Here is a 23970-nt window from a genome sequence, read left to right on the forward strand (position 1 = left end):
AAACTGAATAAAATATTCGTATTTTAGGGGTGTAAATGATGGAAAACGTATTCGACTATGAAGATATTCAATTAATTCCTGCAAAATGTATTGTAAACAGCCGCTCTGAATGTGATACAACTGTCACTTTAGGTAAACATAAATTTAAATTACCTGTCGTACCTGCAAATATGCAAACGATTATCGATGAAAGAATCGCAACTTATTTAGCTGAAAACAATTACTTCTATATCATGCATCGTTTCCAACCAGAGAAACGTATCTCATTCATTAGAGATATGCAATCACGTGGATTAATCGCTTCTATTAGCGTTGGTGTAAAAGAGGACGAGTATGAATTCGTACAACAATTAGCTGCTGAGCAGCTTACACCTGAATACATCACGATTGATATTGCACACGGCCATTCTAATGCTGTAATCAACATGATTCAACATATTAAAAAGCATTTACCAGAAAGCTTCGTTATTGCTGGAAACGTTGGAACTCCAGAAGCGGTAAGAGAATTAGAAAACGCTGGTGCTGACGCAACAAAAGTTGGTATTGGACCTGGTAAAGTTTGTATTACTAAAATTAAAACAGGCTTTGGTACTGGTGGCTGGCAACTAGCTGCACTTCGCTGGTGCGCAAAAGCTGCAAGTAAGCCAATTATCGCTGACGGTGGTATTCGTACACACGGCGACGTAGCTAAATCTATTCGATTTGGGGCGACTATGGTTATGGTCGGTTCTCTATTCGCTGGTCATGAAGAGTCTCCAGGGGAAACAATCGAAAAAGACGGCAAACTTTATAAAGAGTACTTCGGTTCAGCTTCTGAATTCCAAAAAGGCGAGAAGAAAAACGTTGAAGGTAAGAAAATGTTCGTTGAGCATAAAGGTTCTTTAGAAGATACTTTAATCGAAATGGAACAAGATCTTCAATCTTCTATCTCTTATGCTGGTGGAACAAAATTAGATTCAATTCGTACTGTAGATTATGTAGTCGTGAAAAACTCTATTTTCAACGGTGATAAAGTATATTAATTTTTAAATTTAACTCGAAGGACAAGCATTTTTATGCTTGTCCTTCTTTTTCATATATAGAAATGTAAAATATTTTTATTTTACTGAATTTTCTAGTATCATGTTTTTAGATACTTATAATGAGGGGGATATAACAAATGAAAAATGTAATTGAGAAACGCCATATTCGCGCAGAAGTCCCTACTGAACTAACATGGGACCTCTCTGATTTATTCGAATCTGATAAAGATTGGGAAACTGCATTACGTGTATTAACAGACGATATAAAAAAACTTGATGCGTTTAAAGGACAATTACATACTAGCCCCACTACCTTATTACATTGCCTACTTTTAGAAGAAGAGCTTTTAATGAAGTTAACAAAACTATACTCCTATGCAAATTTAAAAGAATCAACTGATCGTACAAATCCAGTTATTCAAGCGAACTCTTCCAAAATTTCTGCTTTATGGACGAAAGTACATACTGCACTATCCTTTATCCATAATGAAATCCTCTCATTCGATGAAGGAACAATTGAAAAGTATTTACAAGAAGAAACAAAACTCGAACCTTTCCGTAAATCATTACTAGACATACTCAAAAAAAGGCAGCACACGCTCTCTCCTGAAACAGAAGAAGCCCTTGCTGCACTTGGCGAAGTACATAATTCTCCATACAAAATTTACGGTATGACTAAATTAGCCGATATGGATTTTACCTCCATACAAGATGAACAAGGAAACGAACTCCCTGTATCATTTGCATTATTTGAAAGCAAATATGAGTTCTCTCCAAGCGCAGACATACGTAGACAAGCATACTCATCATTTGTCTCCACCTTGAAACGATATAAAAATACAGTGGCAACAACATATGCGACTGAAGTAAAAAAACAAGTAACACTCTCTCGTTTACGCAAATTTGAATCTGTTACTCATATGCTTTTAGAACCTCAAAAAGTTCCACTTGAAATGTATAACAATCAACTTGATATTATTTATAAAGAATTAGCGCCTCATATGCGCCGTTTTGCAGATTTAAAAAAGAAAGTATTAGGACTCGATCAAATGCTGTTCTGCGACTTACATGCGCCTTTAGATCCTGAATTTAATCCAACCATCACATACGAAGAGGCTGGAAAACTCATTCAAGACTCTTTACAAGTATTGGGCGATGAATATGGTTCCATTATCGAAAAAGGATTTAAAGAGAGATGGGTCGATCTTGCAGATAATGTAGGGAAATCAACAGGGGCATTTTGTTCAAGTCCATATGGTTCCCATCCATACATTTTAATTACATGGCAAAATACGATGCGTGGATGCTTCACATTAGCCCATGAATTTGGGCATGCTGGTCATTTTTATTTAGCAAATAAAAACCAGCGTATTATGAATGTACGTCCATCTATGTACTTCGTTGAAGCACCATCTACGATGAACGAATTACTATTAGCCCAGCATTTATTAGCGACAACTGACGATAAGAGAATGCGTAGATGGGTAATTCTGCAACTACTCGGCACATATTATCATAACTTCGTTACTCACTTACTTGAGGGAGAATATCAAAGAAGAGTATACACGCTGGCAGAAGAAGGCGGAGCACTTACAGCTACAACTTTAACTGAAATAAAAACAAATGTACTTTCTACATTCTGGGGAAATTCTGTAGAAATTGACGAAGGCGCTGGCTTAACTTGGATGCGTCAACCTCATTACTATATGGGCTTATATTCTTACACCTATTCCGCAGGCCTCACTGCATCTACTGCGGTAGCTCAAATGATTAAAGAGGAAGGGCAACCTGCCGTTAATCGCTGGTTAGATGTACTTCGCGCTGGTGGTACAATGAAACCACTTGAATTAATGAAACATGCCGGAGTAGATATGTCAAAACCAGATGCAATCCGTAAAGCTGTTTCTTACGTTGGTTCCTTAATTGATGAATTAGAACGCTCTTATCAAGAATAAAAAATAAGCCCTCGCTTTATGAGGGCTTGTTTCATATTTATTTTCCAAATCTTTTACGGTATCCACATTTCCTGCATAGCTCTTCGACTGCAACTCTTTTCGAAAATCCATCGACAATATTTGTTGCTCTTTCACCTTCTATAATATTAGAAAATGAGTCATTATTAATATTCCCAAGGTTAATAATCCCCTCACCATCTAAACAACAAGGAATAACCGTTCCGTTCGCTAAAATACCTGCTTGATTTCGAAGACCATGACAGAATCCTTTTCCATCATCCTCTTCTTCATGTAATGCCGGCCACTGGAATTCATAGTCTTGATTAATAAAGACACGTTCCGCAATTTTTATACCTTTTCCTGGTGTAAGCTTCTCTTCGATTTGATAAGATAGACCAAACTCATTTTCAATGATAGATAATAAATCTCTATTTTTCTGGATTTCAGCATTCGTTTTATTATCTTGAGTTAAATTCCATAACCGTAGTGAAACAATTAAATCCGATTGACTTGTCGCCTCTCTAATAAAGGAAAGTATACTTCTTACATAACCCTCTTTATCTTGCGAACCTGGATGCCCATCAAAACTGTGCAGTGAAAAATTCATTTGTCTTAACGCAGGTTTATTTAACAGTCTATGCCTTCTCTTATTAATTAACGTTCCGTTCGTTGTAATATTAACTTTAAACCCTTTTTCATGGCTTAAATCTAACAATTGATCTATTTTTGGATGGAGCAATGGCTCACCCTTCACGTGCAAATAAATGTAGTCTGTGTGAGGTTTAATTTGGTCTAATCTTTTCGCAAAATCCTCCACAGAAATGAATTGCTTCTGCCTTTCCGTCGGCGGACAAAAGCTGCACGCAAGATTACATACACTCGTAATCTCCAAGTAAAACTTTTTAAACTTCTTCACCTTTAATTCCTCACTTCTATGACTACTTATACTTTTTTCCTCTTCATATTACATCACACTTTTTTAGAAATAGAAACATACTTATTTCAGGAAATAAAAGTTTACTACATAAAATACTTCTTTAACCTCTTTTTAATTTCCAGAAGTTGCATATAACCATCATGTTTTCTATCTTTAATCTCTTGAATACCTCTCTCAAGGATTTCTTTCGCTTTCTCTTCTTGCCCTGACATCATATAAAAATCACATACTTTTTCATAAAAAATAATCGGACTTCTTGTAGCATACTCTGCCGCAGTATTCCAATCATCAATTTGCGAATAATAGGGAATCCCAATATTCATTACATTCCCTACAAACACACTAAATTCCGTTTTATCACATTCTGAATTCGTGAGCTTCCAGTACTGGGCCTTCCCTTTCCATTCTGGAATATTCCACTCTGCATCTCCAGCTATTGCATCATTGACTGGTCTATCTCCCCATTGGTCTTTATACCATTTTGCATACTTTTTTGACGTAACATCCCACATAGTCCAAAACTCACAATAATTTTCAGAGTTCCATGTACTGAGCGAAAAGCTAAAGTTTAGTTCAAAGTCACCTTGTTTACGAGAAAATTTAGGTACACTCTTAGCATAACGAAAGCCCAATCTTTCTAGTTCATCCACTAAAAATTTTTCTATATGTAAACTTAGTAGTTGTTTTGGCTTCATACAGTTCCCCTATTACATATTATGAAATATAGAAAACGGCCACATCTGTAGCCGTTTGAATGTACTATTACTATTTATGATACGGTTCACCACGATTAATACGAAATGCCCTATACACTTGCTCAAGCAATACTAATCGCATTAATTGGTGTGGTAATGTCATCTTTGAAAAAGAAAGAGATTCATTTGAGCGCTTCATTACTTCTGAACTTAGTCCAAGTGATCCTCCAATTACAAATGCAACTTTACTCTTTCCATATGTAGCGAGACGATCTAAGCTTACTGCAAATTCTTCTGATGATTTTTGCTTTCCTTCTATTGCTAACGCAATGACATGCGTATCGTCAGAAATTTTATCCAGTATACGTATACCTTCTTTTTCTTTTACAATTAACATTTCTGCTTCACTTAAATTTTCTGGTGCCTTTTCATCCGGCAATTCAATTACTTCTACTTTTGCGTATGCAGATAATCGTTTTAAATATTCTGCTATACCTTGTTTTAAGTACTTTTCTTTTAATTTCCCAATTGAAATAATCGAGATATTCACATTTATTCCCCACCTTACAAACACGTTATCCACAGGACTTATCCACATATCCACAAATGTTACCCACATATTGTGTGAGAATCTGTGTTCGATACAACATATGTCGCCTCGTTTTGACAAAATTCACATGTTTTTTTCTCTTTTTTTGAGTTATCCACATTGTTGATAACCGGCGCGACTTCACACTCATCCACAATAATATCTAAAGCTAACTCAACATGCTCTAAACAACAAGGTAAATCCATATTCTTCACCTCACTTTTCTACAATAGAAAACAGGAGGTAGGCCCTCCTGTTTTTAATACTTTTGAATGCCTAGTTTAACCGTTGTTGTTGCTCGTTTTGTACCACGATAAAACGTAAGAGTCATTTTATCATTAATTTTTTTATCATATAAGGCCGTACGGAATCCGATAATATCGCGAACCGGTTTTCCATCTACTGCTACAATCACATCGTGTTCTCGTAAACCAGCATCTACACCTGGCGAAGGACTTTTCACATCTAAAATGCAAACTCCCTCTGTTACATTGCCTGGTAGATGCAATGTTTTTGCCCAATGGTAATTTGGAATCTCATTTAACGATCTAAGTTCAATTCCAATATACGGTCTCCTTACTTTTCCGTACTTCTCTAATTCATTCATAATTGGAACAGCCCTAGTAACTGGAATAGCTAGCCCAATTCCTTCTACTTCTTTTGCTGCAATTTTCATTGAGTTAATGCCAATTAATTGACCTGCCGCATTTACAAGCGCACCACCACTATTACCTGGATTAATTGCTGCGTCTGTTTGCAATACTTCTACTTGCCAATCGTAATGTCCATCTTGATCCAAATCTACAGGAACAATACGTTCCTTAGCCGAAATAATGCCTTGTGTGACGGTTCCAGAAAATTGCAGCCCGAGTGGGTTTCCAATCGCAATGACCGGTTCTCCTCTACGAACAGTATTAGAATCGCCAATCTCAATTATTTTTTTCACATGCTTTGCATCTATTTCTAGTACAGCCAAATCTGTGACTACATCGGTTCCTAATACTTTTCCCGGAACCTTCTTACCATCACTTAAACTTACTTCAATACGATTTGCTCCAGCAACAACATGATTATTCGTTACAATATAAGCTTGGCCATCTGCTTTTTTATAAATTACACCCGATCCTGTACCAGCTTCTGAATCTGCCTCTGAAAAATTATCTCGTTGAATATTAATAACACCAACAACAGCTTCAGATGCACGATCAACAGCATCAACAAAGCTAATCTGTTTAATTCCTTGAGCTTCGGCCATATTACTTCCACTTGCTTCAGCTTGCGGAAGCGCGCCCCCATCATTTGCAAATAAAGGGGCTCCAAATGCAAATAACGAAGCTCCTACAATTGTTCCTGCTATGCTAGAAATAACAATACCTTTATGCTTCTTTTTCCCTGCACGTTTCATACGATAATTTTCTTCATCAATAAAGGACATATTTGTTCACCCATCTTCCTGAAAACAACTATATTCACCTTTATTGTTTACTAAAATGAAGAATTATACGTATTGAATTTTTGTAGGCATTTTTGGATCGGTATCATGGATTTCAAAGGCTTCTCCTACTCCGAACCCTTTTTCCTCTAACACTTGTGATACTGACATACGCGCTAGTTCCTTCATGTTATTATCTAAACTTAAATGGGCTAAATAAATATGTTTTGTCTCATCTGTAATTACATCTGCCATCGCTAATGCAGCGTCTTCATTACAAACGTGCCCCACATCACTTAAAATACGTCGCTTAATACTCCACGGATAACGTCCCATACGAAGCATTTCCACGTCATGATTACTTTCAAACACGAAAGCATTAGCCCCCTTAATCACACCTTTCATACGGTCACTCACGTATCCCGTATCTGTAATAAGGGCTAACTTTCTATTATTGTTATGAAAAGCATAGAACATCGGCTCTGCCGCATCATGAGAAACCCCAAATGATTCAACCTCAATATCACCGAATGTTTTCACATCCCCAACTGAGAAAATAAACTTTTGCTCAGTTGGGATATTTCCTATTAAATGTTCCATTGCATTCCATGTTTTCTCATTTGCATAAACAGGTAAATCATATTTACGTGCCAATACACCTAAACCTTTAATATGATCACTATGTTCATGTGTTACAAGAATACCCGATACATCATTTATATTTAGTTCTGCCTGTTTAAATAAAGCCTCTGTTGCTTTACCACTTAAACCTGCATCGACAAGTAATTTTTTTTCATCTGTTCCTACATATAGCATATTCCCTGTACTTCCACTTGCAAGTACGCTAAAGTGCAAACCCATTCTTTCTCACTCCAGTATGTTCATCAACCACTTGATTTTCCCTTTCCCCTAATTCCATAACTTGTCCTTCAATTGCATTTACAAAGAAGTCCTGCTTCTGCTCCGTTTTTAAATTCCATGTTGGAGCGAGCACTTGATTATTAGAAGTAGATGCGGTAAGGGTCGCATAACCAATTTGTGCTTCTTTTACATGTGTATTCCCATGAACTTTATTTTTTAAATACAGATTTTCTAAAGCCGTTTGGGCAGTAATAATTTCTTGCTGTTTCGTTTTTTCACTTTCGCCCATTTCTTTTAAATCAGTTAGCATCGTCTGCGTGTACGACACAAGTTCATTTTTTTCATTTAAGTCCACAACAATCATTGCCTGATCGTTATAGAAAATAGGCTTATCTTTATATTTTTGGAAGAAGTAAATTTTGGAGTCTTTCATCGCCCCATACTCATACTTTTGTCCATCCAATACATAGTTCTTCAAAAAATCACTATACTTATCTTTAGATAATGATTTTGTATTTAAAAAGGGCTCTTTTAGCTTACTTTCTATCTTGTACATATTTTGTATATGCGCCGTTTGATTCTTTAAAGACTGTACATCTTCTTCTTTAAATGCCTTGTTTTCCGCTCTAATAAATGACTCTTTTTTCGGTTCTTTAGGGAAATTACCCATAGTAATTTTGTTTGCTTTTAATTCTTGATCTATCTTTGTTTCTGCAATAAGCTCCAATTGATTACTATCTTGCTTTTGAATGAATTGAAAAATGAGAAAGAGGTCCAAAACAAAAAAGGTCACAATAAATATGGTTTTAATCCGATCCCAATCCATTTAGTCCTCCCTCACTCCACTCATATATTTTTTGTTTGCCAGCTTCATCTTCAACAAACTTTACATACCAAATTGGCTCTAGTCGAGCTACCTGCCCATCTAGTGATAATTTGTATCCAATACCAACGTCTTTAATGAATCGTTTATCTACCGCGGCATTATTTTCTAAGGATGCTATTACAACGTGACCTGACGGAAGAGTAACCTTCTGTTCTATGCCTTTCGTATTTAAAGACAACAACGGTCTTTCATATTCCATTACTTCTTCTGATCCCCATACTTGTCTCAGTTCAGCTAATCCATCTGTATTGAATACGGAGTATCCATCTTCATGTAAACGGAATACCGTCTGTCCTTTATTCATATAGTCCAAACGATATGAATCCAAACTCCCACTGTGACCATTTACAAAATCAAAGCTTTTTTGTAAAAGCATTAAATTATCTGTCGTTTTCTCACTTGAAACAGAAGAATTTTTATACTTTAACATATGCTGGTCGTTTTCAATCTCCATGGACCTAATACCATCTGTAAATGTTTCTTTTGATTTCTCAGTAATAGGGCTTAAATAGCGTGGGTCACTAAAAAGGGCATTCTTAAATGTATCCACCGCTAAATTAGATGAAATATATGTTATATTACTTAATTCTGTCGTTCCATCTGGTAAAAATAGCTTTTTCATATCATTAATTTGATAGTCAAAATAAGGTTTTGCCGATACTATAAATTGATTTTGTGCATTTACAATATCTTTTAAATACACACCACTTAATTTTGCTTCATATATTCTAGAGTTATCACCATCAGAAACAAAATTAATTTTAATTTCTTGATCTCTACTTCTAGACGGATCAAGAATAATCCGATTAAAATGTTTAGGTTTATCTATACTTTTTGCTTTCATATTAAACATAGATTTAACTGCATCAAATGGGATGTTGGTAGGAAAAATAAGTTCAATTTTCCCTTCACCATGCACATAAGAAAGGAAATCAGCTTTAGCAATCGATATCTCTTTGAAATCATATAATTCCCCTGCTTCCAAAGGTTTATAGATTGATTCTATATCTCCCTCTCTTTTGCTCCCGTAATGATTTTTATCTTTATGCACGATGATAGAAGTAGGGCGGACAACATCAGCGATTTTAGTTTGAGTAGTTCCTTCATTCCCCTGCACAAATTTTGCGTTTTGCATGGACGTGGAATCTGGCACATACGTCCATAAGTTAAAAGTAAGAAATAGACTAATTACAACTAAATTAATTAAAACTATCGTTTTAACATTTTCCATACTCATTCCCAATCGTCCTCTTCATCCGCTGCCATTGGCAATGTGAAGTAAATAGTTGTCCCTTTTCCTTCCTCACTCTTTGCCCAAATCGAGCCGCCATGTGCCTCAATCATTTCTTTCGCAATTGCTAATCCAAGTCCTGTACCACCCATTTGTCTTGAACGTGCTTTATCTACGCGATAAAAACGTTCAAAGATTTTATCGACGTTTTCTTTTGGAATACCCATTCCTTGGTCACTTACACTAATCTCTAATAATTCCCCGCGATCACGTAAGCGATATGTTACTGTTCCACCTTCTGGTGAATACTTTAATGCATTCGAAATAATGTTATACAAAACTTGCGTAATTTTATCCGTATCCATATCAATAAATCGGGATTTCTTAGAGAAAGATCGTTTAAAACTTACGTTTTGCTCTTTAGACATTTCAAAACGATCAATAATGTTATTAAAGAAGTCAGTAAAGTCGACCCATTCTTTCATTAAACGATGCTCTGTACTATCGAGTTTAGAAAGTTGCAATAACGCATTTACAAGTCTAATCATTCTTTCGGTTTCTTCTTGTGTAACTGTTAAAAATTGCGGTGCAATATTCGGATCTTGCCACGCGCCATCTGTAAGTGCCTCTAAGTAACTGCGCATAGTTGTTAATGGCGTTCTTAATTCATGGGAAACGTTTGCTACAAACTCACGGCGTTCCCTTTCTATACGCTCCTGCTCAGTTACGTCATATAATACGGCTATTAAACCATTTGCTTTCCCTGTCTCTTTTTGAATAACAGAGAAACTAGCACGTAAAATATATGGTTCATTTCTCGTACTAAAATCTAACAAAACAGAATCAGGCTCTTCGTATAAATGATCGAGCGTAAACTCTTCTTGTATCCCTAATACTTCTAAAACAGATTGATCGAGCGCCGTTTCACGCGAAACATTTAGCATCTTTTCCGCAGGATCATTTAATAAAATAATGTCCCCTTTTCGGTCAGTAGCAATTACTCCATCTGTCATATGTGATAAAACGGATGATAATTTACGTCTTTCACTTTCCGTTGAAGAACGAGCTTGTTGTAATTTTTTTGATAAATTATTGAAAGATAATGCTAATTGTCCAATTTCATCATGGCTATGCACTTTTACTTTTCTTGAATAATTCCCTTTTGCCATTTCAATCGCTTGTCTTCGCATATCTGATATTGGTCTCGTAATCGTTTGAGCTAACAAAATTCCAAGTACAGCTGTTACGAGTAATGCAATAACAGTTCCAGTCGCAAAAATTTGATTAATATCCTTCATCTGTTTATAGACATCTTCCATAGATGCAACAATGTAAATAACACCAAGTGCATCTTTGCCGTTATCATCTATAATAGGCGTAAGCATAACTTGTACACGATGGCCTGTACGACCATCCTTCTCAATTTTCACTTCTGGCTTTTTCTGTACCAATACCCGCTGAACAGCTATATCAGTTGATGTTCTATTTACCTTGTTTTGCTTTGACTCATCTGAAATAGCAAGTAACTTTCTATTCGAATCAAATACTCTTACCTCTTGGATATCTTTCTTTCGATCAGAGGCAAATTTTCGAATTGAATTCTTAATCGTTTCATCTGTTGATTCTGTTTCTGCTTTTGTATGACTTTTTTTAAACTCTTGTTTCAAGTTATACGCTAATAAGTTCGTTTGCTGCGTTAAAGAATCCCTAAAGCCCTGTACAAGACTCTTTTCTAACTCCCTTACGAAATATACCCCAATAACTTGCATAGCTATTAATATTAATAGCATATATATGAGTACAAATTTTAAATGAATAGATTGAAAAAAACCGACTTTCTTCATATACTATTCCTGCTCTGGGTCACGCAAGTAATACCCTACTCCACGTCTAGTTACAATTAAAGTGGGGTGACTTGGATTATCTTCAATTTTTTCACGTAAACGACGCACTGTTACATCCACTGTACGTACATCTCCAAAATAGTCATAACCCCAAACTGTTTGCAATAAATGTTCACGAGTCATAACTTGTCCTAAATGTTTTGCTAAATAATGTAGTAGCTCAAATTCACGATGTGTAAGTTCAATATTTTCCTCACGTTTCGTTACACTATACGCATTTGGATTGATAACTATTGGTCCAATAACCATTTCCGTATTTTCTTCTTTTTCTGCAGCACCACCTTGTTGATGGCGACGTAAATTCGCCTTCACACGAGCAAGTAATTCCCTCGTACTAAATGGCTTCGTTACATAATCATCTGCTCCAAGCTCAAGCCCTAATACTTTATCAATTTCAGAGTCCTTTGCTGTAAGCATAATAATCGGCATTTCTGAGCTTTTACGTATTTCACGGCAAACCTCTAAGCCATCCTTACCTGGTAGCATAATATCTAATAAAACCATATCTGGCTGCTCTTCATTCGCTTTTTCAATCGCTTCATCACCATCATGCGCCATTACAATTTCAAAACCTTCTTTTTCTAGGTTGAACTTCAAAATATCCGCAATCGGCTTTTCATCATCAACTACTAAAATTTTCTTTCCCATCATCGTCTATTTCCTCCTTATAAAGTGAAACTTTAATCGGTGGTGGGGGCTTCATCCCCCACTGATTATTAGCCCGCATCAATCGGGCATTTACGGGCAGTTGATCCCGCACCTAACTTCTTTACCACCGCTGAATTTTAAGTTAGGGTCTTACTGCCCGTTGATGCGGTTGAAAAATATGGTCAATATCCCTAAACACATTGATGTCTACATAGTATGTCCCCATATGACCGCATCTTTTGCTTAAGTACTTTCTCCTCTATTCTCACAGACTCATGTATAATCCACTTTTACACGGAATCCTATACGATCTATAGAAAAACCTCTAGCTTCAACTGCTAGAGGCTCCTCGTTCTATTTTAAAATAACTACTCAGTTTTGTAAAATTACATAAATAAAAAGGATATTAAGTGGGCCCACTTAATATCCTGAGAGTGGCTCGGGACGGAATCGAACCGCCGACACGAGGATTTTCAGTCCTCTGCTCTACCGACTGAGCTACCGAGCCAAAACTATATATAAAACCACTAATGGTGGTATAAACAAAAGTGGCGGTCCCGACCGGGGTCGAACCGGCGATCTCCTGCGTGACAGGCAGGCATGTTAACCACTACACCACGGGACCAAAAATAAGCATAAAAAAACATGACCCGTACGGGATTCGAACCCGTGTTACCGCCGTGAAAGGGCGGTGTCTTAACCACTTGACCAACGGGCCACGAAAAATAAAATGGTGAGCCATGAAGGATTCGAACCTTCGACCCTCTGATTAAAAGTCAGATGCTCTACCAACTGAGCTAATGGCTCATACTCACCAACGTCATATTTTCGTGACGACAAGATGTATCATAACATGTTTTCTTTATTTTTTGCAACATCTTTTTTTATTTTTTTTATAAAAGATAAGAAAAAACTCATGCGGACATGAGTTTTTTCTCAAAAATATCAATTAAGCTTCGTATACGTTACGAACGATATTTGTTTGGTTACGATCTGGTCCAACTGAGAACATAGATAATTGAATTCCTGTTAACTCAGAAACACGTTCTACGTATTTGCGTGCATTTTCAGGAAGCTCGTCTAATGATTTTACACCAGTAATATCTTCTGTCCAACCTGGAAGTTCTTCATATACAGGCTCACATTTTGCTAAAATGTTTAAGTTTGCTGGAACTTCATCGATAACTTCGCCATTGTATTTGTAAGCAACACAAATTTTAAGAGTCGGAATACCCGTTAGAACGTCGATAGAATTTAACGATAGATCTGTTAAACCACTAACACGACGTGCATGTCTTACAACAACGCTATCGAACCAACCTACGCGGCGTGGACGACCAGTTGTCGTTCCGTACTCACGACCAACTTCACGAATTTGATGACCAATTTCATCATTAAGTTCAGTAGGGAATGGACCGTCACCTACGCGGCTTGTATATGCTTTACATACACCTACAACGCGAGTAACTTTCGCAGGGCCAACTCCAGTTCCAACTGTTACACCACCAGCAATCGGGTTAGAAGATGTAACGAATGGGTACGTACCGTGGTCGATATCAAGCATAACACCTTGTGCACCTTCAAATAATACACGGTGATTGTTATCTAGTGCATCATTTAATACAACAGATGTGTCGCATACATATTGTGCGATTTGTTGTCCGTACTCGAAGTACTCTTCGAAGATTTCTTCTACACTGAAACCTTCTGTATCGTACATTTTTTCAAATAAACGATTTTTTTCTACTAAATTGCGCTCAAGCTTTTCTTTAAATGCTTCACGGTCTAAAAGATCAGCCATACGAATACCAATACGAGCAGCTTTATCCATATATGCAGGACCGATACCTTTTTTCGTTGTACCGATTTTGTTATCACCTTTACTCGCTTCTTCTAACTCATCTTGTTTTAAGTGATAAGGTAAAATAACGTGCGCACGGTTACTTACACGTAAATTATCAGTACTTACACCACGATCATGTAAGTATTTTAACTCTTCAAGTAATGCTTTCGGATCTACTACTAAGCCATTTCCGATTACACAAATTTTCTCTTTATAGAAAATACCAGATGGAATTAAGTGTAATTTATATTTAACTCCGCCGAAAACAATTGTATGTCCCGCGTTATTTCCACCTTGATATCTTGCAACTACTTCCGCATGCTCAGAAAGAAAATCAGTGATTTTACCTTTTCCTTCGTCGCCCCATTGTGTTCCTACAACTACTACTGAAGACATTATTAAAGCACCTCCGCGATTTTCAAACGATCTATTCAAACAATATAATTGTACCAAAACCGAAAGAGAAGTCAACCAAAAAGCGAACATTTTTTTATTAAAAATCATTTTCGTTCGTAAGAATTATATTTTCACCTTATGAAAGCCTTATCTTTACCCCATAAAAAAAGAAACACATCTTATTATAAGAAATGCGTTTCTTTTTTATACTGCCTTTATGCCCCATCCTCAAAGCGTCGTTCTAAATTGACGAATTTATTAAATTCTTTAACAAACGCAAGCTCTACTGAACCTACCGGACCATTACGTTGTTTTGCAATGATAATTTCAATCGTATTTTTATTTTCCGTTTCACGGTCATAGTAATCTTCACGATATAGGAAAGCTACAATATCAGCATCCTGCTCAATACTTCCAGATTCACGAATATCAGACATCATCGGGCGTTTATCCTGACGAGATTCTACACCACGAGATAACTGTGATAAGGCAATAACAGGCACTTGCAATTCACGCGCAATTCCTTTTAATGTACGAGAAATCTCAGATACTTCCTGCTGACGGTTTTCTCCTGATTTCCCGCTTCCTTGAATAAGCTGTAAATAGTCAATCAAAACCATCCCAAGACCTTGTTCTTGCTTTAATCTACGACATTTCGCTCGAATCTCATTTACTTTAATCCCTGGTGTATCATCAATATAAATACCAGCATTAGAAAGGCTACCCATCGCCATCGTTAATTTCGCCCAATCATCAGAAGTCAATGAACCGGTACGAAGTCTTTGTGCATCAATATTTCCTTCCGCACAAAGCATACGCATAACAAGTTGATCAGAGCCCATCTCTAGACTAAAAATCGCTACATTTTCATCCGTTTTCGTCGCTACGTTTTGTGCGATATTTAATGAAAATGCAGTTTTCCCTACTGATGGACGTGCCGCTACGATGATTAAATCATTTCGCTGGAAACCTGCGGTCATCTTATCTAATTCAGTAAATCCAGTTGGTATCCCAGTAACTTCACCTTTTTGATTATGCAAAAGTTCAATTTTATCGTAAGCATCTACAAGAACATCTTTAATGTTTTGGAATGCTTTTGCATTCGTTTGGTGAGATACTTCTAATATTTTTTTCTCAGCCTCATTTAAAAGGCCATCCACGTCATCTTCTCTCTCATACCCATCAGACACGATATGAGTCGCTGTTCGAATCAAACGACGTAACAGCGCCTTTTCAGCGATGATTCGTGCATAATATTCTACGTTAGCAGCGGTTGGAACAACTTCTGCTAATTCTGCTAAATAAGACACTCCACCAACTTCTTCTAGTAATCCTTGATCAGCCATCGCTGATGTCATTATTACTAAGTCGATCGGTTCTCCTTTATCAGATAACCCAAGCATGACTTCAAAAATCTTTTGATGTTTCGTTCGATAGAATGAATCAGGTACCAATAACTCCGATGCTGACGTTAACGCATCTTGATCAATTAATATGGCCCCTAAAACCGCCTGCTCGGCCTCTATATTATGCGGAGGGGTACGATCAGCCATTACATCACTCATACGCAATCCTCCTTGCTTAACTTATTTTTATTGTTCACTAACATGAACTTTTACTGTTGCTGTTACTTGCGGATGCAATTTCACAGTAACGTTTGTATAGCCTAATGCACGAATTGCATCATCCATTTCAAATTTACGTTTATCAAGTTTAATTTTATGTGATTTTTGCATTGCATCTACAATTTGTTTACTTGTGATTGAACCAAATAGACGGCCACCTTCTCCAGATTTCGCCTTTACTTCTACAGTTAGTTTCTCTAACGTTTCTTTCAATTCTTTTGCATTTTCAACCTCTGCTGCTGCATCTTTTTCTTCTTTTCGCTTTTGAGCTTCTAAAGTTTTCATACTGCTATTTGTCGCTTCAGCAGCTAATCCTTGTTTTAGTAAGAAGTTATTTGCATAGCCATCTGGTACGTTTTTTATTTCCCCTTTTTTCCCTTTACCTTTTACGTCTTTTAGAAAAATTACTTTCATGATTGTGTGCCTCCCTGTAAATAGTCATCAATAACAAATCGAAGCTTCTCCTCAGCTTCATCTACTGTAACATTTTTCATTTGTGTGGCTGCATTCGTTAAATGCCCGCCACCACCTAAATTTTCCATAATTAGCTGCACGTTCACTTCACCTAAAGACCTGCCGCTAATTCCAATGAAATTCTCGCCACGTTTTGCAATAACAAATGACGCAATAATTCCTGTCATCGTTAATAATGTGTCCGCTGATTGCGCAATAAGCACTTGATCGTAGTAATCATCACTATCAACTTTCGCAATCGCAATTCCATTTGTATAAATGTACGCATTTTTAATAGCTTTTGCAACCCGCAAGTACTGATCCATATCTTCTTTTAAAAGCTCTTGTACAAGTACAGTATCTGCACCATGTGAGCGTAAATAAGAAGCAGCATCAAAAGTACGAGCACCTGTCCGGAATGTAAAGCTTTTCGTATCAACAATAATACCCGCTAACAATGCTGTTGCTTCTAACATTGTCATTTTTAAATTTTTTGGCTGGTATTCAAGTAATTCTGTAACAAGTTCCGCCGTAGAAGAAGCATATGGCTCCATGTAAACAAGCAATGGATCTTCAATAAAATCTTCTCCTCGGCGATGATGGTCAATAACAACTACATTTTCAATTTTGTGTAACAGCTTTTCTTCCATCACCATTGAAGGTTTATGCGTATCAACAACAACAAGTAAAGAATCATCATTTGCAAATTCCATCGCTTGTCCTGGTGTAATAAAGTGAGACCATAACTCTTCGTTTTGTTTCACTTTATCCATCAAACGCTTAATTCCCTTATCAGAATCATTTTCATCTAACACAATATATCCTTTGCGCTCATTTAATTGCGCTACCTTTAAAATACCAATCGCAGCACCAATTGCGTCCATATCAGGAGCCCTATGCCCCATTATAATGACGTTACTACTTTCTAATACTAAATCCTTTAATGCATGCGAAATAACTCTGGCACGTACACGAGTACGTTTTTCAACTGGATTTGTCTTACCACCATAAAACTTAACTTTACCTGTCGCTTGTTTAATAGCTACTTGATCTCCACCACGGCCAAGCGCAAGGTCTAAACCGGACTGAGCCATTGCTCCAAGCTCTGATAAAGGTAAATCACCTGATCCAACACCTACACTTAAGGTGAGTGGTATATTCCTTTTGGATGTTTCCTCACGCACCTGATCTAAAATGCTAAATTTACCTTTCTCCATTTGTGCTAAAATACTCTCATTTAGTACAACGAAGAATCTTTCTGAAGATGCACGTTTTAAATATGCCCCATACTTAACGGCCCATTCATTTAATCGTGACGTTACAAGACTTGTTATATTCGTGCGTAATTGATCATCTAGCCCTTGTGTAACTTCATCATAATTATCTAAATAAATGACAGCTAAAACAGTGCGTTGATCCTCGTACATTTTTTCAATCTCTGTTTGTTCCGTTACATCAAAGAAATAAATTAACTTTTCTTCTTTCCTTACAAAAACGCGAAACTTTCGGTTATTTAAAGAAACTATATCGTCGGAAGTTTCTCCCTTAATAAAAAGAAGTAACGTTTCTGATACATCATAAAGGTGCCATCCAGCTAATGCATGCTGTCCTAGACATGAAGATAAATAAGGATTCGCCCAATCAATCCCATAATCCTTATTGTATAACAAAATACCAATCGGCATTTGGTTAAATGCTTCATTACTCACTTTCTTTACTCTTGTAATCATATCTGTCGTATACTTTTCGAAATTCCTTTGAAAGGTCAGTTCAAAGCGTATAACAACAAAAAGTACAATGCAAAAAATAAAAAATGTGGATATCCCCATAATTAAATGAAAATAACAGAGGATCGCAATGAGCACAAACACGAAAAATGCCAATACATAAACAGGATATAAAAACCACTGTTTCTTATAAAATTCAGGCATGTATACAACTCCTATAAAGTAAAACTAACTCTCCTTCCAGTTAGTTAAACAGATTAAAATAGTATAAGGAATATTACTTTATCCTCCTATTTTAGAACGCAATGAAATCCCTAAATCAATTATACCTAAGATTGTCACAAGAGGAAACAGCATCGGAATAAACATGCAGACAATAAAACTAATAATAGGAACCCCTTTCGTAAAACCTTTGCTATGCGCTATAAAAGCGATAAATGTCAGACCTTGCAGTACTAGTAGTAAAGCAAATATGACATATAGGTTAGAAAATACCATATGTAAATATGATGTCGGTTCTACTTTTATAAAAGTTGATAGCAAAATAAATATAACGTAATACCAAACAATACTCTTTGGTAATTGTATATCTTTAAATTTAGGCCAAGGTATAACATCATGCTTTAGTTTTCTCAAAACACTACCTGATATCATAACTGTAATCCAAGAAAAACATACCGAGACCATTACAAGCAAACTTGGGAATAACGTTTGTAACACATCATTAAATTGTGCAAATAATTCTTTTTGCTCTTTACTAATAGGCATACCAGCAGCAGTGACTATCTTTTCACTTTGCGCCATACTTTCAGTAAGCATATTTTGCATTTGCTTCATTAAATCTATGTTAAAAAACTTTATACTTGCAACATAAATGAGCATAATACCAATTAAGTAAGCAAGTGTCCCCGCCATCAAAATTTCTACCGGTTTTTTTTGTTTTTTATACATATATCCTAAAACGATACCTATCAATCCAAACATAGTTGTCTTCACTAGGTTCATCGGTTGACTGACAATAACAGTAATAAAAAGCGCCGCCGTAAAAATTACAAAGGCGTTAGATAATCTATATCTTATCGTTAGCAATATAAACGGCAATGGCAATGCAAACGTTACAACTGTACCTAAAATTGGAACATACATAGATATAAGTAATAACATTGCATATATCGCTAACAGCGCTGCACCCTCAGTAATAAATTTCGTATTTTTCATCATCTAACCTCTCTTTCAAAAAAGAAAAGCATAGCAAAATGCACAGTAGAGTCCGACTCTACTGTGCATTTCATACGCTATTATTCACCAACATATGGTAAAAGTGCCATTTGACGAGCACGTTTAATTGCAACTGTAAGTTTGCGTTGGTATTTTGCGCTTGTTCCTGTTACACGACGAGGTAAAATTTTACCACGCTCAGAAACGAAACGTTTTAATAAATCAACATCTTTATAGTCAATGCGAGTGATGCCGTTAGATGTGAAGAAACACACCTTACGACGCTTCGCACGTCCACCTTTGCGTCCTGCCATGTCTATTCCCTCCATTCTTTGTTAAAACTAACTAATTTACTGTATTAGAACGGTAAATCGTCGTCGGAAATGTCGATCGGTTGACCTACATTTGAAAATGGATCGTCATTCTTCGTAAATCCAGAGTTACCTTGGTTACCTTGGTTACCTTGGTTGCCTGAATTACTAGATTGACCAAATGGGTTAGAGCTTTGGTTACCGAAACCAGCTCCTGATGGTTGCTGATTAAATGAACCACGTTGCTCCCCACCGCCATTACGCGGCTCTAAAAATTGTACGCTTTCCGCAAGAACTTCTGTTACATATACACGTTTACCATCTTGTCCATCGTAATTACGAGTTTGAAGACGTCCATCTACGCCTGCTAAGCTACCTTTTTTCAAATAATTTGCTACGTTTTCTGCTTGTTTACGCCATATTACACAATTAATAAAGTCAGCTTCACGCTCACCTTGTTGATTCGCAAATGCGCGATTCACAGCTAACGTAAAAGTAGCTACTGCAACACCATTGGGCGTGTAACGTAAGTCAGGGTCCTTAGTTAAACGACCAACGAGGATAACACGATTCATCAATCGAACCACTCTCCCTTATATATCAATTATTTTTCTTCTTCTTTAACAACGATATGACGAAGGATGTCTTCGTTGATCTTAGCTAAACGGTCGAATTCGTTAATCGCTTCTGCGTTAGAGTTCACGTTTAAGATCATGTAGAAACCTTCACGTAAGTCGTTGATTTCGTAAGCTAAACGACGCTTACCCCACTCTTTCGTGTTAATGATTTCTGCACCATTGTTTGTTAAAACACCTGCGAAACGTTCAACTAAAGCTTTTTGAGCTTCTTCTTCAACGCCAGGACGAATGATGTACATAATTTCGTACTTTCTCATTACACTTTCACCTCCTTTTGGTCTAAACGGCCCATAATGGGCAAGGAGCAATTAATTTATAGTAATTACTCACGAGTTTAGATTATATCATAGTAAGTTAGATGAATCAACTCACCCATGCATAAAAAACTTGGCAAACACATAATATATTCGCCAAGCTCATATCTTTATTTTTCCTAGGAAATATTAAATTAAACGTTGAAGCGGAAGTGCATAACGTCTCCGTCTTTTACGATATACTCTTTTCCTTCTAAACGAACTTTACCAGCTTCTTTTGCAGCTGTCATAGAACCGTTTGTCATTAAGTCTTCGTAAGAAACTGTTTCCGCACGAATAAATCCACGCTCAAAGTCTGTATGAATTACGCCCGCACATTGTGGTGCTTTCATACCTTGTTTAAACGTCCATGCACGTACTTCTTGCACACCTGCTGTGAAGTAAGTAGCAAGTCCTAATAAATCATATGCAGCACGAATTAATTGATCTAAACCAGATTCTTCAATGCCTAGTTCTTCAAGGAATACTTTTTTCTCTTCCTCGTCTAGCTCAGCGATTTCTTCTTCGATTTTTGCACATACAACGATTACTTGAGAATTTTCATTTGCAGCAAATTCTTTTACCATTTGTACGTATTTGTTTTCAGAAGGATCGATAATATCGTCCTCACTTACGTTTGCTACGTACAACATTTCTTTCGTTGTAAGTAAATGAAGACCTTTAACAATCTTCATTTGCTCTTCTGTAAATTCAACAGTACGAGCTGGTTTTCCCTCTTCAAAAGCTTCTTTTAAGCGAACTAAAATTTCATGCTCATATACTGCTTCTTTATCTTTTTGTCTTGCTAATTTCGCAACACGTTCGATACGTTTATCAACAGATTCCAAATCCGCTAAGATTAGCTCTAAGTTGATTGTTTCAATATCATCGATTGGATCTACTTTCCCTGAAACGTGTGTAATATTTTCGTCTTCAAAACAACGAACAACTTGGCAAATTGCATCTACTTGGCGAATGTGAGATAAGAATTTATTACCTAAACCTTCACCTTTACTAGCACCTTTTACGATACCTGCAATATCAGTAAATTCAAATACAGTCGGAACAGTTTTTTTCGGTTCTACTAATTCCGTTAATTTATTTAAACGCTCATCTGGTACTTCTACAATTCCTACGTTTGGATCAATTGTACAGAATGGATAGTTTGCAGATTCTGCTCCTGCTTGTGTAATTGCATTAAATAAAGTGGACTTCCCTACGTTAGGTAATCCAACAATCCCAGCCGTTAATCCCATATTTTTCACTCCTATGTCTTAATCTTTCATCATTATAGATAGTAACGAAAAAAATGACAAGTTTCCTCCAAACGAAAAAAAGTAACAGCTACCCACTGCAACTGTTACTTTCTCTCTATTCTTCGTGCTTCACAAGTATTTTTTTCACCTTACGATCAAACTCTCTTCGAGGAATCATTACTGAATGGTCACATCCCTCGCACTTAATGCGGATATCCATTCCCATACGAATAATCTTCCAGCGATTCTCACCACATGGGTGGGCTTTCTTCATTTCCACAACATCGTACAAGTTATACTGCTTTTGCTCCATTCTCCAAACCCCTCTCCATACTAAAGTGCTTTTCCACTCACCAATTCTTCACGATTATATAAAACCATACGTGGATATGGAATTTCAATACCATGTAAATCTAGACGATTTTTAATTTCTTTACGAAGTGCTCTTGCAATAACTGCATGTTGCATCGGTTCTACCTCAGCAATAACACGTAATACAACTTCCGATGCAGCTAATGTTTGCACACCTAATAGTTGAGGCGTCGTTATCATTTTCTCGTATTTTTCAGGTAATTCTACTAATAAATCTTCAATAACTTGCTCTGCTTTTGCTATGTCACCTTCATACGAAATAGATACATCAACAAATGCTACACTATTACTAACTGAATAGTTCGTAACTTGAATGATACTTCCGTTTGGTAAAGTATGAATTTCGCCTGTCCAGCTCTTTACTTTTGTTGTACGAAGTCCAATTTCTAGAACGACACCTTCAAACTGACCAATTTTTACATAGTCACCTACTGAAAATTGATCTTCTAGCAAAATAAATAACCCCGTAATAACATCTTTCACTAAACTTTGAGCACCAAATCCGACTGCTAAACCAATTACCCCCGCACCCGCTAATAAACCAGATGCATTAATATTAAACACACCCAAAATCGCAATTAACATAATGAACATAACAACGTATGCCACAATATTTTCAAGTAACTTCGCTACTGTAACTGTACGCCGTTCTGAAATTTGAATTGGCGAACGGCTTCCCATACGAAACGCATTTCGTACAATTGCACGCGCAACTCGCACAATAATTGCACCAAGTATTAAAATAACGACTATTTTTAGTGATTTCACACCTATATTCGTCCAATCAATGGACTCAAACCATTTCAACGCTAAATCCATGTACCTCTACCTCTCCAGCTAAAATTCCTTTTTAATTATCCTTCTCATTGTATCAGAAGTCACCCTGATTTCCGCAAAGTTTTTATGACTTTAATTGTATTTGTTAACTTCTGTGCAGGTATAAAATGGAACGAATATATATATACTAGTACTATTATTTCCGTTTTCACTCAAGTTTTACAGGAAATACGCACTTATAGTTTTCCATTTTACTCACCATATAACATATTTTGAAAATTTATTAAAAGGATGGATGCTTCATGAATATTGGAAGTTTTCGCTTACCCTTTTTCGAAAAAGAAACTCAAAATGTTATGCACCAAGACGTAGAAGCCTCCGAGACAATTAGTAACTTCTTACTTTCCCATATCCCTATTAAAACAACTATACCGATTATTCTCGTTTGTATCGGAACAGATCGTTCTACAGGCGATGCACTCGGTCCGTTAGTCGGTACGAAACTAGAACAAGTAGGAATTACAAACTTCCAAGTGTTCGGCACACTAGATGAGCCAGTGCATGCGCTAAATTTAGAAGAAAGAATTCAGAATATACAGAAAGATAATCCTACTTCATTTATAATTGCGGTTGATGCCTGTTTAGGAAAGTCTCAAAGTATCGGTTCCATCACTACCGGAATGGGGCCTAGTAAACCTGGAGCTGCTATGAATAAAAAATTACCTGCAGTTGGTGATTTACATATTCATGGCATCGTAAATCTAAATGGTTTTATGGAGTTTTTCGTCCTGCAAAATACAAGATTAAGTTTAGTCATGAAAATGGCTGATGTAATTGCACAAAGTATAAAAGAAACAGACCAAAAATTATCTGTATTAAAAAAAGCAAACCATCTATAAAT

Annotated in this window: 24 protein-coding genes and 4 tRNA genes; 3 read left to right on the forward strand and 25 right to left on the reverse strand. The window is 36.5% G+C overall.

Features of this window, described 5'->3' with window-relative positions:
- The first annotated feature begins 38 nt into the window (after positions 1 to 38).
- Both guaC and pepF read left to right on the forward strand, forming a co-directional pair.
- Positions 39 to 1022 (forward strand): GMP reductase, encoded by a 984-nt coding sequence (gene guaC / locus KVT31_RS15360; protein ID WP_087983463.1) that lies wholly within the window; start codon positions 39 to 41, stop codon positions 1020 to 1022.
- 137 nt (positions 1023 to 1159) lie between these two features.
- Positions 1160 to 2977, forward strand: coding sequence for an oligoendopeptidase F (pepF, locus tag KVT31_RS15365; RefSeq protein ID WP_088098598.1), 1818 nt, complete (start codon positions 1160 to 1162; stop codon positions 2975 to 2977).
- A gap of 37 nt (positions 2978 to 3014) precedes the next feature.
- Here pepF and KVT31_RS15370 read toward each other — a convergent pair whose 3' ends face one another.
- The 25 genes from KVT31_RS15370 to KVT31_RS15490 all read right to left on the reverse strand — a co-directional run bounded on the left by KVT31_RS15370 (position 3015) and on the right by KVT31_RS15490 (position 23111).
- Positions 3015 to 3893, reverse strand: a complete 879-nt coding sequence (locus KVT31_RS15370) for a radical SAM/SPASM domain-containing protein (RefSeq protein WP_000713629.1) — start codon at positions 3891 to 3893, stop codon at positions 3015 to 3017.
- A 104-nt stretch (positions 3894 to 3997) separates the two neighbouring features.
- Positions 3998 to 4609: a hypothetical protein gene (locus KVT31_RS15375; protein WP_088098599.1), complete on the reverse strand. Its 612-nt coding sequence runs from the start codon at positions 4607 to 4609 to the stop codon at positions 3998 to 4000.
- Between the two features lie 70 nt (positions 4610 to 4679).
- Positions 4680 to 5159: a 23S rRNA (pseudouridine(1915)-N(3))-methyltransferase RlmH gene (gene rlmH / locus KVT31_RS15380; protein WP_001027003.1), complete on the reverse strand. Its 480-nt coding sequence runs from the start codon at positions 5157 to 5159 to the stop codon at positions 4680 to 4682.
- Positions 5160 to 5218: 59 nt separating this feature from the next.
- Entirely contained in the window at positions 5219 to 5404 is a 186-nt protein-coding gene (locus KVT31_RS15385; RefSeq protein WP_088098616.1) for a CxxH/CxxC protein, read from the reverse strand.
- Positions 5405 to 5457: 53 nt separating this feature from the next.
- Complete coding sequence (locus tag KVT31_RS15390; RefSeq protein WP_088098600.1) at positions 5458 to 6633, reverse strand: S1C family serine protease; 1176 nt, start codon at positions 6631 to 6633, stop codon at positions 5458 to 5460.
- Positions 6634 to 6696: 63 nt separating this feature from the next.
- Complete coding sequence (locus KVT31_RS15395; RefSeq protein WP_000522836.1) at positions 6697 to 7491, reverse strand: MBL fold metallo-hydrolase; 795 nt, start codon at positions 7489 to 7491, stop codon at positions 6697 to 6699.
- Positions 7475 to 8317 (reverse strand): two-component system regulatory protein YycI, encoded by an 843-nt coding sequence (locus KVT31_RS15400; RefSeq protein ID WP_088098601.1) that lies wholly within the window; start codon positions 8315 to 8317, stop codon positions 7475 to 7477. The genes KVT31_RS15395 and KVT31_RS15400 overlap by 17 nt, the downstream gene beginning before the upstream one ends.
- Positions 8298 to 9614, reverse strand: coding sequence for a YycH family regulatory protein (locus tag KVT31_RS15405; protein ID WP_088098602.1), 1317 nt, complete (start codon positions 9612 to 9614; stop codon positions 8298 to 8300). Before KVT31_RS15405 ends, KVT31_RS15400 begins: the two co-directional genes overlap by 20 nt.
- A complete protein-coding gene (walK, locus tag KVT31_RS15410) occupies positions 9611 to 11452 on the reverse strand; it encodes a cell wall metabolism sensor histidine kinase WalK (protein ID WP_088098603.1) in 1842 nt (613 codons plus the stop codon). The genes KVT31_RS15405 and walK overlap by 4 nt, the downstream gene beginning before the upstream one ends.
- 3 nt (positions 11453 to 11455) lie before the next feature.
- A complete protein-coding gene (gene walR / locus KVT31_RS15415; RefSeq protein WP_000971865.1) occupies positions 11456 to 12163 on the reverse strand; it encodes a cell wall metabolism DNA-binding response regulator WalR in 708 nt (235 codons plus the stop codon).
- 432 nt (positions 12164 to 12595) lie between these two features.
- Positions 12596 to 12668 (reverse strand) — tRNA-Phe (locus KVT31_RS15420).
- Between the two features lie 41 nt (positions 12669 to 12709).
- Positions 12710 to 12785, reverse strand: a tRNA-Asp gene (locus tag KVT31_RS15425).
- Between the two features lie 21 nt (positions 12786 to 12806).
- Positions 12807 to 12878, reverse strand: a tRNA-Glu gene (locus tag KVT31_RS15430).
- 13 nt (positions 12879 to 12891) lie between these two features.
- Positions 12892 to 12967 (reverse strand) — tRNA-Lys (locus KVT31_RS15435).
- 142 nt (positions 12968 to 13109) lie between these two features.
- Positions 13110 to 14399 carry an adenylosuccinate synthase gene (locus KVT31_RS15440; protein WP_000100233.1) on the reverse strand — a complete coding sequence of 430 codons (1290 nt, stop codon included), beginning with the start codon at positions 14397 to 14399 and terminating at the stop codon, positions 13110 to 13112.
- A gap of 215 nt (positions 14400 to 14614) precedes the next feature.
- A complete protein-coding gene (dnaB, locus tag KVT31_RS15445) occupies positions 14615 to 15964 on the reverse strand; it encodes a replicative DNA helicase (RefSeq protein ID WP_001286241.1) in 1350 nt (449 codons plus the stop codon).
- Positions 15965 to 15991: 27 nt separating this feature from the next.
- On the reverse strand, positions 15992 to 16438 hold the full coding sequence (gene rplI, locus KVT31_RS15450) for a 50S ribosomal protein L9 (RefSeq protein ID WP_000864225.1): 447 nt from the start codon (positions 16436 to 16438) through the stop codon (positions 15992 to 15994).
- Positions 16435 to 18408, reverse strand: a complete 1974-nt coding sequence (locus KVT31_RS15455) for a DHH family phosphoesterase (RefSeq protein ID WP_001113891.1) — start codon at positions 18406 to 18408, stop codon at positions 16435 to 16437. Before KVT31_RS15455 ends, rplI begins: the two co-directional genes overlap by 4 nt.
- 78 nt (positions 18409 to 18486) lie before the next feature.
- Positions 18487 to 19422, reverse strand: a complete 936-nt coding sequence (locus KVT31_RS15460) for a YybS family protein (RefSeq protein WP_140392615.1) — start codon at positions 19420 to 19422, stop codon at positions 18487 to 18489.
- 80 nt (positions 19423 to 19502) lie between these two features.
- A complete protein-coding gene (gene rpsR / locus KVT31_RS15465; protein WP_000918874.1) occupies positions 19503 to 19736 on the reverse strand; it encodes a 30S ribosomal protein S18 in 234 nt (77 codons plus the stop codon).
- A 44-nt stretch (positions 19737 to 19780) separates the two neighbouring features.
- A complete protein-coding gene (gene ssb / locus KVT31_RS15470) occupies positions 19781 to 20311 on the reverse strand; it encodes a single-stranded DNA-binding protein (RefSeq protein ID WP_002108911.1) in 531 nt (176 codons plus the stop codon).
- Between the two features lie 26 nt (positions 20312 to 20337).
- A complete protein-coding gene (rpsF, locus tag KVT31_RS15475; RefSeq protein WP_001233781.1) occupies positions 20338 to 20628 on the reverse strand; it encodes a 30S ribosomal protein S6 in 291 nt (96 codons plus the stop codon).
- A 191-nt stretch (positions 20629 to 20819) separates the two neighbouring features.
- Complete coding sequence (gene ychF, locus KVT31_RS15480; protein WP_000524656.1) at positions 20820 to 21920, reverse strand: redox-regulated ATPase YchF; 1101 nt, start codon at positions 21918 to 21920, stop codon at positions 20820 to 20822.
- 115 nt (positions 21921 to 22035) lie between these two features.
- On the reverse strand, positions 22036 to 22233 hold the full coding sequence (locus tag KVT31_RS15485) for a DUF951 domain-containing protein (RefSeq protein ID WP_000436051.1): 198 nt from the start codon (positions 22231 to 22233) through the stop codon (positions 22036 to 22038).
- Positions 22234 to 22253: 20 nt separating this feature from the next.
- On the reverse strand, positions 22254 to 23111 hold the full coding sequence (locus KVT31_RS15490; protein ID WP_088098605.1) for a mechanosensitive ion channel family protein: 858 nt from the start codon (positions 23109 to 23111) through the stop codon (positions 22254 to 22256).
- A 260-nt stretch (positions 23112 to 23371) separates the two neighbouring features.
- Here KVT31_RS15490 and yyaC point away from each other — a divergent pair, with 260 nt between their 5' ends.
- Positions 23372 to 23968, forward strand: a complete 597-nt coding sequence (yyaC, locus tag KVT31_RS15495; RefSeq protein ID WP_088098606.1) for a spore protease YyaC — start codon at positions 23372 to 23374, stop codon at positions 23966 to 23968.
- Positions 23969 to 23970 lie beyond the last annotated feature (2 nt).

This window comes from Bacillus sp. GbtcB14, from assembly GCF_019091205.1.
GTDB classification, from domain to species: Bacteria; Bacillota; Bacilli; order Bacillales; family Bacillaceae_G; genus Bacillus_A; species Bacillus_A cereus_AG.